General features: G+C 35.3%; 15 protein-coding genes and 1 pseudogene. 1 reads left to right on the top strand and 15 read right to left on the bottom strand.

Annotated elements, in window-relative coordinates; all coding sequences use genetic code 11:
- From ACLRVU_RS11265 to ACLRVU_RS11195, 15 genes and pseudogenes are all read right to left on the bottom strand, one after another.
- Positions 1-523, bottom strand: a pseudogene (locus ACLRVU_RS11265) (hypothetical protein); the annotation flags it as partial.
- A gap of 133 nt (positions 524-656) precedes the next feature.
- Positions 657-1,739: a glycosyltransferase gene (locus ACLRVU_RS11260; RefSeq protein ID WP_412891935.1), complete on the bottom strand. Its 1,083-nt coding sequence runs from the start codon at positions 1,737-1,739 to the stop codon at positions 657-659.
- A gap of 147 nt (positions 1,740-1,886) precedes the next feature.
- Entirely contained in the window at positions 1,887-2,459 is a 573-nt protein-coding gene (locus ACLRVU_RS11255) for an NUDIX hydrolase (protein ID WP_412891934.1), read from the bottom strand.
- Between the two features lie 6 nt (positions 2,460-2,465).
- Positions 2,466-2,972, bottom strand: a complete 507-nt coding sequence (locus ACLRVU_RS11250) for a prepilin-type N-terminal cleavage/methylation domain-containing protein (protein ID WP_412891933.1) — start codon at positions 2,970-2,972, stop codon at positions 2,466-2,468.
- Complete coding sequence (locus ACLRVU_RS11245) at positions 2,950-3,999, bottom strand: type IV pilus twitching motility protein PilT (protein WP_412891932.1); 1,050 nt, start codon at positions 3,997-3,999, stop codon at positions 2,950-2,952. Before ACLRVU_RS11245 ends, ACLRVU_RS11250 begins: the two co-directional genes overlap by 23 nt.
- A gap of 18 nt (positions 4,000-4,017) precedes the next feature.
- On the bottom strand, positions 4,018-5,691 hold the full coding sequence (locus ACLRVU_RS11240; RefSeq protein WP_412891931.1) for a GspE/PulE family protein: 1,674 nt from the start codon (positions 5,689-5,691) through the stop codon (positions 4,018-4,020).
- Positions 5,692-5,709: 18 nt separating this feature from the next.
- Positions 5,710-7,089, bottom strand: a complete 1,380-nt coding sequence (locus tag ACLRVU_RS11235; RefSeq protein ID WP_412891930.1) for a prepilin-type N-terminal cleavage/methylation domain-containing protein — start codon at positions 7,087-7,089, stop codon at positions 5,710-5,712.
- A gap of 19 nt (positions 7,090-7,108) precedes the next feature.
- Positions 7,109-8,080, bottom strand: a complete 972-nt coding sequence (locus ACLRVU_RS11230) for a prepilin-type N-terminal cleavage/methylation domain-containing protein (RefSeq protein WP_412891929.1) — start codon at positions 8,078-8,080, stop codon at positions 7,109-7,111.
- A complete protein-coding gene (locus ACLRVU_RS11225; RefSeq protein WP_412891928.1) occupies positions 8,070-8,522 on the bottom strand; it encodes a hypothetical protein in 453 nt (150 codons plus the stop codon). Before ACLRVU_RS11225 ends, ACLRVU_RS11230 begins: the two co-directional genes overlap by 11 nt.
- A gap of 20 nt (positions 8,523-8,542) precedes the next feature.
- On the bottom strand, positions 8,543-9,169 hold the full coding sequence (locus ACLRVU_RS11220) for a hypothetical protein (protein WP_412891927.1): 627 nt from the start codon (positions 9,167-9,169) through the stop codon (positions 8,543-8,545).
- A 1-nt stretch (position 9,170) separates the two neighbouring features.
- Complete coding sequence (locus ACLRVU_RS11215) at positions 9,171-9,776, bottom strand: hypothetical protein (RefSeq protein ID WP_412891926.1); 606 nt, start codon at positions 9,774-9,776, stop codon at positions 9,171-9,173.
- Position 9,777: 1 nt separating this feature from the next.
- The gene (pilM, locus tag ACLRVU_RS11210; RefSeq protein WP_412891925.1) at positions 9,778-10,677 is read right to left on the bottom strand and encodes a type IV pilus biogenesis protein PilM; all 900 of its coding nucleotides are present in this window, start codon (positions 10,675-10,677) and stop codon (positions 9,778-9,780) included.
- Positions 10,678-10,688: 11 nt separating this feature from the next.
- Positions 10,689-11,882, bottom strand: a complete 1,194-nt coding sequence (locus tag ACLRVU_RS11205; protein WP_412891924.1) for a type II secretion system F family protein — start codon at positions 11,880-11,882, stop codon at positions 10,689-10,691.
- 14 nt (positions 11,883-11,896) lie between these two features.
- Positions 11,897-12,664: a prepilin peptidase gene (locus ACLRVU_RS11200; protein WP_412891923.1), complete on the bottom strand. Its 768-nt coding sequence runs from the start codon at positions 12,662-12,664 to the stop codon at positions 11,897-11,899.
- 144 nt (positions 12,665-12,808) lie between these two features.
- Positions 12,809-13,234: a type IV pilin protein gene (locus ACLRVU_RS11195; protein ID WP_412891922.1), complete on the bottom strand. Its 426-nt coding sequence runs from the start codon at positions 13,232-13,234 to the stop codon at positions 12,809-12,811.
- Positions 13,235-13,501: 267 nt separating this feature from the next.
- On the opposite strand from ACLRVU_RS11195, the gene ACLRVU_RS11190 reads away from it, so the two are divergent.
- Positions 13,502-14,656, top strand: coding sequence for an AI-2E family transporter (locus ACLRVU_RS11190; protein WP_412891921.1), 1,155 nt, complete (start codon positions 13,502-13,504; stop codon positions 14,654-14,656).
- Positions 14,657-14,663: the final 7 nt, after the last annotated feature.

The following is a 14,663-nucleotide window of genomic DNA, read 5'->3' as shown; positions in this document are numbered from 1 at the left end:
CGGTTGCCCCAGTCGGTCCCGTATTTCCTGTCGCACCTGTTGCACCCGTTGGACCCGTGTTTCCTGTTAATCCTATTGGTCCTTGTTCTCCAGTTGCCCCAGTCGGCCCCGTATTTCCTGTCGCACCTGTTGCACCCGTTGGACCTGTATTTCCTGTTAATCCTATTGGTCCTTGTTCTCCAGTTGCTCCAGTCGGTCCCGTATTTCCCGTTGATCCAGTTGCACCCGTTGGACCTGTGTTTCCTGTTAATCCTGTTGGTCCTTGTTCTCCGGTTGCCCCAGTTGGTCCCGTATTACCCGTTGATCCAGCTGCACCCGTTGGACCTGTGTTTCCTGTTAATCCTATTGGTCCTTGTTCTCCGGTTGCTCCAGTCGGTCCCGTATTTCCTGTTAACCCTCTTGGTCCTTGTTCTCCGGTTGGTCCAGTTGGTCCGACCGGACCAGTTATCCCCTCCGGACAATTAACAATAATTGGAGGACAATTAGGAATACAGCCCCAACATTGGTCATATCTGTTCATCATTATTTCACCTCCTTTAATTGGTTTAATATAAGATACGCAGTCAGACTAGAAAAGTGTGTGTTATCTCCATAAGGCTTTATCACCATAATAAAAAAGATACCAATCATTTGCCGAAACAAATAATTGGTATCTGCTATTCCTTATTTTTTAACCTTTTCTCAAAGTATCGCTTATTTTGCAAATACGCCGGACTGTCCGGTTTAGCTTGTCCAGCCAATTCATTATAGAAATTAGCCGTTTCATAATCACCTAACGTATCATAACATAAGCATATTTGAATGCTAGGAATATAGTCATAACAATCTGGCAATACAAAAGCACCTGAAGTATCATCGCGTTTGCAAGACATCGCTACCGCATACCAATAAATAGCCTGCTCATATGAACGCATCTCTAAAAAATATTTTCCTAAATCACAGCAAACTTCTGCCCTTGGGAGATCATAGCGCATACTGTTTAACAGCCAACTTACAGCTTCTTGCATATTACCTAGCTGATGATAACAGTAACCAAGGAACTGACAAGCAGAAATATTGTTTTCAACCCATCCCTTTTTAGTGTTTAAGAAATGTTTAAATTCCATAATTGCCTCATCATACTGTCGATGATAGTACAATTCTCTGGCATAATAGAAAATTTCCCTTGGAGTAAAAACAGCACCTTCCTTTAACTTGCTTCTAAATATTTGAAGATTTCGTTTAGGATTGGACTGTTTAATCTTTTTATGACTGATTGCTACATCACTATAGATAATCTTTCCTCTAGGTAAAATTGCTTCATGTACAAATCCTCCCCAACGAAAATTATCAATTCTTCTTAAAAGACGTTCTCGGTAATACGTAAAAGTTGGTTTACCAGCCTCATCAAAGCCAGTGTTATATTTCATCATCACTACTGAGGTATCCTCTGGTAAAGTTTTTTTCAACTCTAACAATCCTTCTCTATCTTTTTCCAAAATCACATCATCTGCATCAAGCCACATACAATAATCCTTTGTAGCCTTAGAAAAAGAATAGTTTCTTGCTTTAGAAAAATCATTACACCATACAAAATCATAGACCTGATCAGTATATTTTTCGGCAATTTTTTTGGTACGATCCGTTGACCCTGTATCAACAATGATGATCTCATCGGCAATATCCTGAACTGAACTTAATGCTCGATCTAATACATCTTCTTCATTCTTTACAATCATGCATACACTTATTGTTGTCATTTTATTCACCAATATAACATATGCGTTTATCAGTAAAAAGTAAACTCTTCTTACTTAATTATTATTTTAATTACTTTGTTTTGAACTAATAAACAGGCATTCATTTTAATAAAAAAAGACCTTGCAAACAAGATCTTACACTATATATCACCGATTATCATTTACCTCTTTAGCAAAGTGAATAAGTTTATTATACAAATATACGTCATGTGCATCGAAATACTCACTCGTAAACTTATCAATAGCTAACCATTCTACTCCACTGTTTTCACCTGGACAAATAGATAAGGATTCACTCTCTTCGCAAATCAATATATATGCAACCGATAAATGCAGATGTGCATTGACATATTTACCCCGCCTAGTATGACTGAATACTGGTAAAATATCCAATGAAGCAATTCCATCTGTAAGGGGGATGATGTGCTGTACTCCGGTTTCCTCCCTTGCTTCTTTAATCGCTACACCTAATAGATCATCATCACCATCCGCATGACCACCTGTCCATGCCCAGGCATTTCTGATATTATGATGAATCAGTAATACTTTATCCAATGCCGGATTCATAATAAAGCCTGAACTGGTAATATGAGCGATTTCATTATCCCGCAAAAGAACATTATCCTGATAAGTTTCAACATAATTAAGCATAATGCGCTGATCTGCTTCCTCTTGTTCATTACTTGGCTTAAAATTCTTTATTAAATCTATATAATTCATTCTTATTTACTCCTTAAATAGTGAAAGCTCCATGGCAGGTACCTTAACCTTATTTATTAAAAACTGATATACTGACAAAAGAGAATCGCTATTTCCAGCCTGTGAAGTCTTATTGACATATACTTTTCCATCGTTATAGCAAACATACTGTCCATCTAAAACAAATTCAAAATAGTATAATTGCCTGTTTTTAATTTCGATAACAAAAGTATCCGGATCAACTTCTTCAATCAATTCAGCCTCTTTTAAAATATCCTCTTTTTTCATATCAACCAAATCTTGCAAAGACTGTCCGGTATCTGTTGCAATCTTTCTTAAGTCGGCAATCTTTGTTTCTGTACTTATCAAAACAACTTTTCCTTGTGCAATTAATTCTGCTTCTCCTGCATCTTTAACAAACCAGCTTAAATTAGGCGCTACAGCTGCCGCTAAGATAACAATGATTGCAATCACAACAATCAATTCAATTAAAGAAAACCCATCTTTATTTTTATAAAAACTGATTAAATTCATTAAGATCTTTTACAACTTTCTGAGCATCTTGGATTAATACTTTTCTTTCCCTTACCAATTGTGCCAAAGAGAAATTTAAAGATTGCATCCCTACACTTTTACCTGTTTGTATAACTGAATCAATTTGATGGATTTCTTTTTTACGAATAAGATTTTTTATTGCGTCTGTTCCGATCATGATCTCAAATCCAGCAATTCGTCCGGTGCCATCCGCTTTTGGCAGTAATGTCTGTGTGATAACAGCGTTAATTACTCCGGAAAGCTGCATACGGATTTGTTCCTGTTTTTCTGATGGAAAAACATCAATAATACGATCAATCGTTTTTGCTGCGCCAATGGTGTGCAATGTCGAAAATACCAAATGTCCTGTTTCAGCTAGCGTAATTGCCGCACTCATCGTTTCATAATCACGCATTTCTCCTACCAGTATTACATCTGGATCTTCACGCATTGCAGAACGAAGTGCCTCATCAAAACCACTCACGTCTGCCCCGATCTCTCTTTGATGAATTAATGCCTGTTTTTGCTTGTATACATATTCTACAGGATCCTCCACAGTCAGAATATGGCAGCTGCGATGCTCATTAATATAATCGATAATTGCTGCCAAAGAAGTGGATTTACCGCTCCCCGTTGGACCTGTAATCAATACCAATCCATTAGGCGCCATTGCCAATTCTTTTAAGACAGGCGGAAGATTTAACTGTTCAATTGATAGAATTTCTTCATTAATCACACGTATCGCCGCACATACTTTGTACTGTTGACGAAATATATTAACACGATATCGCATATTTTGATCGTCCACATAGACAAAGTCTAAATCTCTTCGATGCTGAAAAGCTTCAATTAAATATTCAGGTATAATCGATTCTATCATCAAATTTGATAATGAAGCGTCAATTGGTTCAAAATAGTCAAACAGATTGCCATCTTTTCTAAGCTTAATGTTTTCTCCTTCACTGATATGAACATCAGAACATTTCTGCTGTCGTGCATAGGCTAAAATCTCATTTATTTTACTCATTATAGTTCTTCCTCCTATTTATAGGTAGACAACAACTTTTTGTAATTCCTCAACTGTCGTTTGCCCAGCTTTCACTAAGTCTAATGCGCCATCACCTAACGATACAAGATGCTGACTTTCTTTTATATAAGCATAAATATCATCAATATCTGCATGAGCGGAAATCATTTTACGAACTTGACTGTCAATAATAATAATTTCATGTATCGCCATACGTCCTTTATATCCCGTGTTATTACAGTTTGGACATCCCTTGCCACGATACACATAATCAAGATCTTCTCCTACTGCCACTTTATCTGCAGCACTGGCTAAAACTTTTTCCTTGCAATGCGGACAAATTGTACGAACTAAACGCTGAGCAACAACACCCACTAAAGAGTTTGCCACCATGTAAGGTTCTACTCCCATATCCTCTAAACGTACAATAGCGCTGACTGCATCATTGGTATGCAGTGTAGAGAACACTAAATGCCCAGTAATTGAAGCTCTGACTGAAATAGCCGCTGTTTCTGCATCACGTGTTTCTCCAACCATGATTACATCCGGATCCTGTCTTAATAAAGCCCTCAATCCACTTTCAAAAGTTAACCCCGCCATATTATTCACCTGCATCTGATTAACACGGTCAATACGTTTTTCAACTGGATCTTCAATGGTAGAGATATTAATTTGACGTTTTGATAATTCCTCTAAAATCATATAAAGTGTTGTCGTTTTCCCACTCCCAGTCGGTCCTGTCACATAAATAATCCCATGGGGCATATTAATCATTTTACATATTTTCTTGTAATTTTCAGGTGTCATTCCAAATGTATTCTGCTGCACAATTCTAGCGTTCGTATTAAGAAAACGCAATACCACCTTTTCACCAAAAATTGTAGGAATAATAGAGACACGAGCATTAATTTCTATCCCATCAATAATACCCACAAAATGTCCATCCTGCGGCACTCGTTTTTCCGCAATATCCAGATTAGATAAAATTTTGATACGAACTACTAATGAATCTAATAAGCTTTTATTTAACTTCAAGAAGTCAACAATCATACCATCAATACGCATACGAACTAGGATTTCATCTTCAAACGGTTCGATATGAATATCACTGGCATTATTTGTATACCCTCGGCTGACTAATGAATTGAACAATTTTACAACCGGTGTATCATCTTCATTAGCATCAAACAAATCTAAAATTTCATCATTCACCTTTTGTACATTACTATTCACCTGACTGGCTACTTTTCGTGTTTCAAGTTCCTGATAGTAATAATGAATGGCATTATTTACTTCATTCTTCGTTGCCAAAGCCACTTTAATATTTAGTCCAGTAACTAGCCTTACATCCTCTATCCCATAAAAATTTAACGGATCATTGGTAACTACCATTAAATTTCCTGTTTCATCTAAACCATAAGCAAAGATATTGTATTTCTTTGCAACCGGCTCTGGTATCTTTTCCACAGCTTCCATATTGACATCAATTGTTCCTAAAGGAATAATCGGTTCAGCCAATTTATCAGACAAAGCTTGCAACGTTTGCTCCTCAGTAATAAAGCCTAGACGAACAAGATGTTCCCCTAAACGCATCGAACGATCCTCTTTCTGAGCATTCAAGGCAATATTTAATTGTTCATCATCAATATAGCCATATTCTTTTAATACTTCCCCGATAGGTATATTCTTCATAACCGATTCTCCTTCATCCTAATTCCAAATACCAAACCAATAATTCTGTGTATTATCTACATCGCTTTTGGGATTTGTCTTTTCCTTAATATCTTTTTTTGCTTTAATATAGGGAATTCCCTTGTATTTATCAAAAGATACAACATCGTCTTTTTCATAACCACTCATATCATCAAATCGAATTTGCAAATGCTTCCACTCATATTTATCACTGTCTTTTGGATTTTCTTTTGTACTTCCGGTTATACAGATATAGTAATCTGCCAGATCGTCGTTTCCTTCATATCCATTTGCATAAATTTTAACGATATCGTCTTTTTGATAGCTTTGCCCCTTTTTATATTCCTTGATATTGACTGCACCATCTAATTCATTGCGCACTGTTTGGATTTTAATCTGATAAGAATTTGTATAAACCGTTCCTTTAAGGATGTCCTCCACTGTTTTATCCGATGTATCTTTTAAAAGTTCCCAATGACCGCTGTTTGGATCTGTTGGAACTGGATTATAGCCAGTTTGAATAATATCTGCTTTACAGCGATAATAATTTTCTTCGAAAATAACTATATCCCCCCTTTGATATCCACTTTTTATATCAAAATAAGCATCTATTTTCTTCCAGGTACATTTCGATTGTCCAGGCGGCTCTGATTGACCATCTACCAAATAGTACCACCAATACCCATTATAAAACACCATATCCCCTCGACGATAATTATAATTGTCGATCCACATCTGATTATTATTATAATTATTTAAGAAAGCGATCTGATCTGCTACGGTACCCGTTATTTTCAATGGTTTCTCATCAACCACAGTCTGTGTCGCATTTCTTATATAATAAATACGTACATTTTGACTAGAAAGTGCATAAGCTTCATTTAATCCAGCAAAAGGTAAATAGGAACTGTCTTTCTCAGAACGTAATGTCAGATTTGAAAGTTTTAGTGTATTAAGAACACTGTATTCTTCTTTTTCATTTTTCACAAAGGAATACTGTATATCAAATTGATCACTATTCATAAAATCAGATAGAGTCATTTCTAATCGATTTCCATAATAAAAAGCAGAGGAAAATACTTTGTACTCATTCATCACATTTCCAGCATCGTCATTTTGAGTCAAAGCTCCATCAACAATATCCAAATAACACCAATTATCCCCTTCCGGTTTAGTTTGTGTAATGCGAATATCACTGGCATATTCCAACTCTTCTTTTACATATCGGCTGATTTCGTCCAATGCTCGCTTACTGACATCTTCCTGAGTTGAATCTCCAAACAAATCAAAAGAGGAAAGAATGATGGATCCAGCAAGTGCCATGACGATCGAAACGATCAATAATACCACTACGATTTCAACTAAAGTAAATCCTTTATGATCTAATTTTCGTTTCATTCATTCTCTCCTCCTCAAATTATTTAATTTTAGCCCATTTAGTTGGGTTTAAAAACTCTAAGTATAATTCCCTTGCATCCACTTTAAGATAATTAGCTAAATTAATATAGGCATCTTTATCCATATTCCCAGAAGGAAATCTTCGATAATACCAGGCCTTCTCTTCTTGATTATAAATAAGCGAAGTTCGCCACTGATACGTATTTGCATTACTATAGGATGGTGCCGCATAGTAAATGACATATTCTGCCATTTCTTCAGAAGTAATTTCTCCATTTTTAGCCCTAATTTTTGCGCATAATGCATCAGGATTGGCAATATAGGCATGAATGTAATATTGCTTATCACCTAAACGCATATTGGCTTCATGGGAAGTAGCAATCGGCGGCTTATGGTCATTATCAAAAATAATGTTGCAGCGATCAACGACTTCTTTTTCTAAAGTTGGATAATAGGCATTATCCTGATATTTTAAATAATACACAATATTCAATAAATCGTTACTATAAGACCCATAATAATTATTTGTGATTGGATCAACACCCTTATCAGCCAGTAATTGATTGTAATAATTTATTCGATCATTTTGTGTAGCCAGCATCGCCTGCTGAATCAATAATTCTGTCCAATCTTTAATAACAGAGTCAATATTACTCTTTTCTTCCACTTCTCCATAACTGATCTTCTTCAAGCTCAATGTTCCTACTGTATCCACCTCACTTGTTGCAGTGACCATCGTTGCTTCGACTTCAATTTCTTTTCCATTTGCATTGATCATAATTGTTGTATCATTTTGATCCAACTGTGTTCCATTTTCCCCTTTTCCATTAAGAGCTGACAACTGGTCGTTTACATTTTGCGTATACACTTTAGAATCAATCATCATTTTAGCGACTGTTGTAAAACCGGAATAGAGAATAGCCGCCCCAATTGAAATAATGGCTGTCGCAATAACCACTTCAATTAAAGTCATCCCTTTCTTATTTAACATACTCTTCACCACCGTAATAATCTAATTTCCAGTTTCCACCATCATCATAGAGATATGCCGAGATCGACGCTGTCTGATTATTGTATTTTGTACTTACGCCTACGACTAAATAGGTGACTGTTTCATCTTCCGAACTTGTTTTAAGCGTAATATATGCATCTTCAACCTTTCCCATATTTTCTGGCAAGGTAATATCTAAATTAAGGCTGTCATTTGTTTTTTCCGGTATCAAAGTTTTATCATAGTCTCCGGTCTCTAACGCATAAATAACACTGTCGATTGCTGATCGTGCAGATAGTTCCGCCTGAGTACGACTGGCATTTTTAATAGATGTATTGTAATTCTTTTGAACAATCATTAGCCCGGCAGCAATAATGATGGTTATAACCATGATCACAACAATAGCCCAAACCAAAGCTGAACCACGTTCATTTTTCTTCATTATCACCACCTGCTTTCTTTTTATATTAGATATAAGATAAATGTTAAAGTAAATTCATATTGTCCAACAACTGTTGTGCTCGGAGTAGCCACCATAGTTGTCAGCTGCATCCCTTTGTCAGAATTCATATCCTCAATATAGGAATATACATTTCCCGGTAATCCACGCACACGCTGTGTCACTTCATAACACGGCATAACTTTAGAAGCCAGCATTTCCTCAACCGTCAGCTCTTCTGTTTTCGTTTCGGTTTTAGCTTCTTCTTCCTCTTCTTGTCCAGCAAACGGTTTAATAGGCTCCGTAACAGTAAACTTAATTGATAAATCTAAAGGCATCAACGCATAATTCACCGTTTTCTTAGTATAAAGATCATCCACATCTTCACTGTTAAAGGTAGTTTTATAAAAACGTTCACTCAATTCAGCATATTTATTAGCTGCATTCACCATATCTTCATCTAAAGTACTATAATCCATTTGACTGCTCTCTAAGGTTTGATAAGTTCCTTTGAGTGTATCATACTCACTCTTAAGATATCGCTGCTTCGTTAATGAAGGCTGGATCAAAAGCAGCCATCCGCCAACACAGATTAGTAACAGCAATAATATGTATAGAAGCTTTTTTTCTCTATGTGTCAATGTTTTCATCTTAATTTGCCTCCAATACACAGGTGATTTTCATATTATACTTTAATTCTACAGTTTCTTTTTCCGTCGTCACTGTTGTCATCTCATTTCCGATATATCCTTCATGACTAACTGAATTAAAGTAATGCAGTGATTTCAATGTTCTGACAACATTCTCACCCTTGGTAACATCTGTCGTTTCAATATAAATATCAATGGTTGCCGTTTCATAATTATATACCATTGTTTTAATTATACTGTTTGATGAACAAGCCGAATCAATAGCAACTAAAAGATACTTATCTAAAGTTGGGTAACTGTCTATATTCGCTGTGATCTCTTCTAAATTTTTATTGTTTTTATCAATCTGTACATATAAATTATATTCTTCCTGACGATTCGCAAGTGCCATTTTTGTCTGTAAATCCGTAATATTATTTTGCATATCCAAGACATTCTGCTGTTTTTTATGTATATCTAAATTTAAATAAATAAATCCACCAATAAATACCACAATAATACAAACAATGGGAATAATCCGTTTGATTACTGCACGATTTTTACTATAGAAAGATTCTTTATAATTATAGGGGACTAATAAGTCAATATCTTTATTGCTGTTAAACATCTTATTTCCCCTTCCTTCTAATCATAGTACCTAATGGATAGACATATTGATAATAATCGATCTTTGCACCATTTACACTGGAAAAACATTGTGATGGCATCAGATAATCCACATCAACGTCCAAACTGTCTCCGATGGTTTCAAATGTCATCTCTTCATTTCCAATCGTATCGCCGCATAAATAAACATTTTCAATCTTTTCATCTTTACCGCCACCACGTCTAAACTGAATCAGCTGAGAAAGACTGTTGGTTAACTCCAAGATAAAAGCCTGACTCCCATATTCAGCTAACATCCTTGATTTATGAGAAAATACATAATGTCCCCGATTAAACATATAGCTTGTTAAATCATTGCCATCAATCGTCATAATAATATAAGACTTTTCGTTTAATTCCGGAATTATGCTAGCCAATTTAATAATAGCGTTTGTCCCTACATCTACACTCTGAAGCTCAATATTAACACTGTTAAATAAAGTGATATACGTTTCAAGAAATTCTCTTTCTACTCCAACACATAGAACTTCCACACCACTTTGATCTTCTAATTTGCTTCTTAAAATACTGTAGTCATATAGGAATGCCTCTTGAGTATCATTAATATCTCTTAATTCATCCACAATTAATTGACGCATCTCTTGTTCTCTTGCTTTAGGCAGGATTGATATTTTCTTTAATATTTTCCCTGTGCACAAGACCAGTCTTGCCTTATTTATTCCTAAACCTTTTGCCTGTGCCAAAACATGACGAACACTGTCTTCATTTAAAATAGTTCCATCAATAATAACCCCTTCATCAAAAGGATAAACTCGGCATTGATTTATTTTTAAAGTCTGACGTTCGTAAGTTCCTTGTACCACCTGAATCCCACGATTCGATAAATACATAATAGTTTCCATAGATTATCCTCCTACAATTTTCCGGCATTTTGATAGATGGAATAGATTGGCAAAATGACCGCTAAAACAACAACTAAGATAATAAGTGCTAAAACAATGATCATCAAAGGTTCCATGATTGCGACCAACTGTGTAGAAGCAACTTCCGCTTCATAATCAAAGTCATCTGCTAGTGAAGTCAAAATATCTCCTAGACGTCCACTTTCTTCTCCAACATAGATACTGCTTGTCAGCTTCGGATCAAACCCATCTATTTCACTGATTGAATTCGATAATGATGTTCCGTTTCTGACACTTCGTATGACCTGATCGAATTGACTTTCTAAATATTTATTACCTATCGTTGAACGGGTAATCATCAACGCCGTCACGATTCCAATCCCACTGCTGTATAATGAACACAGTGTTCTTGCAAAACGGGCTGTATAAATAATACTTAGCAGTCTTCCAAACTTCTTAATTTTTAATTTCTTTCGATCCACCCATAAACGCACACTGCTTACCTGCATTAATGAACTTAAAAGTATCAAAAGAACTAAAAAGCCAATTATGAGATAGAGCCAGTTATTCACAAAACCTTTTGCCATTCCCATTATAAGTGTCGTAATGAATGGAACATCTACCCCTTCAAATAAATCAAAAAATTTAGGCAGTACTCCAACGAAGATAACAATCAATATGATGATTGTTACAATAACCAAAACAATAGGATAAATCATAGCGCTTTGTACCTTTTTATTCAATCGATGATCTTTTTCATACTGCTTTGCCATCGTCAAAGCTACTTGTGCCATCTGTCCGCTCGTTTCACCTGAACGGTACATTTGAATCATCAAAGACGGAAAAGCTTTTCCCTGCATTTCCATCGCAGAAGATAATGTTTCACCACGCTGTAGCTGAATGTAAATATCATTATAAATATGCTTTAATTTTTCTTTCGTTTCTCTTTTAATCATAATACTAAAAATATTAATCAAGCTTAATCCAGATGACAGCATTGTTCCAATATCTCGAGAAAAGGAAGAAAGTTCATTTAGTTTCATTTTATATTCACCGGCATTTGCACTGACTGCTTCTTTGCAGTCAATAAGATAAAGATTATCCTGACGTAGTTTTCTTGCCAGCTCCTCACGACTTTGAGCTTCCATCTCACCGCTTGTTTTTTTAGAAGCTAAATTTCGCGCTGTATATTTATATGTAGCCATACCACACCCTCTTCCTATAAATGAAATAGTGATAAATACAAACGAATTATATCATTTCCGTATAATAAAGCCATGAAAATACCTACACTAAGATAGGGTCCAAAGGCTATATGATCTTTTCTTGAATTCTTCTTTGTCATTAATAAATAGATCGCATAAACACCGGCTATAAGAATTCCAATAAATGCTGCTAACAAATTATTTGCCCAGCCTAATAAAAATCCACTTACCGCCATTAACTTAATATCACCGCCACCAAAGCTATCCGGTATCATCAATGTCATAGCCAGCATGATTCCACTCACACTGACCATGCCAATTACTCGCGTAAGTAAATCTAACTCCGGCCAAATAAAACAGTGCAAGACAGCCAAAACAAAAAGACTGATAACCAATCCATTTGGAATTGTCATTGTATCAAAATCAATCATCGTAACTGCAAGTAAAATCATAAATATTAAAAATGATAAAGGCGTCATCCAAGATACGCCAAAACGATAAAAACAAAACAACATCATCAACCCGCCAAGACATTCTATTATAAATGACTGCAAGCCTATTTTTTGTTTACAGTAACGACATTTTCCTCTTAATAGGATATAACTGATGACCGGTATCAGATCATAAGCTTTGATCGGATGCTGACAGGCATCACAGTGACTTCGATCACTTACAATTGATTTTCCTTGTGGTACACGATCGATCACAACATTGATAAAACTCGCCACACAGCTTCCTACTAAAAACAAATAAACACTGATAATAACTAACGCTCCGGACATAGTTTCCTCCTACACTGCACTTATTATTTATTATAGCATTTTCCACTATAATTTGTATAGTTCGACCTTTGTCAAATTGTGTCAAATTTGTTCTATCTACCATATAAAATAAAAAATATCGGGATTCATGTCCCGATATCTTTATTATGCTTTACTTTTAATTTTAATTTCATTATTTGGATCAATTTCTGCTGTAATTACTTTAGAGTCACTAGTAAAGATAATTTCATATTGACCAGCCGCTGGTTTATTTGGTGTAATAGTAATATTTGTAATCTTACTTGCTCCAGATGCGGTATCTTTAATCTTTTCTTCGGCTGTATCTGCAATCTCAGCATAGTCTGAAGTGTCTACATTCTTTGCTCTATCTTTCGCTTCTTCTGCCTGCACAACCAAATAAATTGATCGTGCTTCTGATACATAACGTGCATCATTCGCATCTTCAATATATCCTGTTACAACAGGAACTGTGATAGCAGCTAAGATTGCAATAATCACAAGCACAACTACTAATTCAATTAAAGTAAATCCTTTTTTATTTTTCTTCAATTGTTTAATCTTATTTAACATCTTTTATCTCCTCCATACGTTTATTTAACGTCCCTTTATAAATAGTATACATAAAACCTGTAAAAAAGAAATAGTTTTGACCAAAAATCACAGAAAATTACTTAAAAATGTTACATTAATTAGCCCGTTTTACTCGTATAAATCAATATTATAGATATTTCTTGTCTTTGGTTCTAATAAACATATTAAATACTCGAATAACTACTTATTTTGTTATGTTTATAGTATAATCTTATTAACAAAATCTCAAGGAGTGTGATCTATAAAATGGATTATAGAAAGATAGATAAATTGATAATGAAATATCTTATTATCATTGTCTTATTAATACTAGCTGTAACAAATATGAACTTTATTATAAACTCAATCAGTTTAGTTTTTACCGCTTTTGCAAATATCATTTTAGCGGCGATGATTGCCTATGTTATTAATATTATCATGAGCCGAATTGAAAAGCTCATTGTGAAAACAGACCAACCTTTTCTTATTAAAAGAAAACGCATCTTTGGTGTGGTTTTGTCATTAGTAACAATAGTATTGATTTTTTATCTATTAATTAATCTTATTGTGCCGGAATTTTTAAAGGCAGTAACCGTCCTCATTGAAACCATCCCTACATATGCTGAACAGCTAAGAGTATTTTTAATTGATGCATTTGAGAATATGCCGGATATATCTCAGTATTTAAATAATCTTCAGCTAAACTGGAAAGGGATTGTTGATAATTTCCTAACAATTGCCGGAAATGGTTTAGGCAGTGTTCTAGGTACAACATTCAATATCGTGAGTTCAATTATGGGCAGTCTCTTCAATTTGCTGCTGATTATCGTTTTTGCGATTTACTTATTGATCGATAAAGATCGCTTTATCCATCTTTACTATCGTCTTACCACCCTATATCTGAGTGATGATCAACGCAAAAAGATCGGTGTTGTATTAAAAGTGACACATCAATCCTTTAGTTCCTTTATTGGCGGGCAGTGCATTGAAGCCGCTATTCTTGGTTCCTTATGTGCATTAGGGATGATGATTCTGCAAATGCCTTATGCGATCATGATTGGGACACTCGTAGGTACAATCAATATCATCCCTATTATCGGGGCTTACATTGGTGGGGCGATTGGGGTATTTATGGTATTTACAGTCAGCCCAATGCAAGCTTTAGCCTTTTTGGTTTACCTCATTATCCTGCAGCAGTTTGAAAGTAATGTCATTTATCCGCGTGTAGTCGGAAATTCAGTTGGCTTACCGGGCATTTACGTTTTGGCTTCGGTTATCGTATTTGGTGCAGTTGCCGGAATACCGGGTATGTTTTTAGGAATTCCAACAGTAGCCAGTCTCTACAAACTATTAAGAATGCATATCATAAAAAAGGAAAATGCCTTGAACCAAACAAAAGAAATTAAAGAGAATATAGAATAAGGGAACG

Origin of the sequence: Beduini sp. (genome assembly GCF_047239305.1) — a bacterium.
GTDB lineage: Bacteria > Bacillota_I > Bacilli_A > Erysipelotrichales > Coprobacillaceae > Beduini.
The sequence above is the reverse complement of the archived record's forward strand: the minus strand, read 5'-3'. Positions and strand labels throughout refer to the sequence as shown.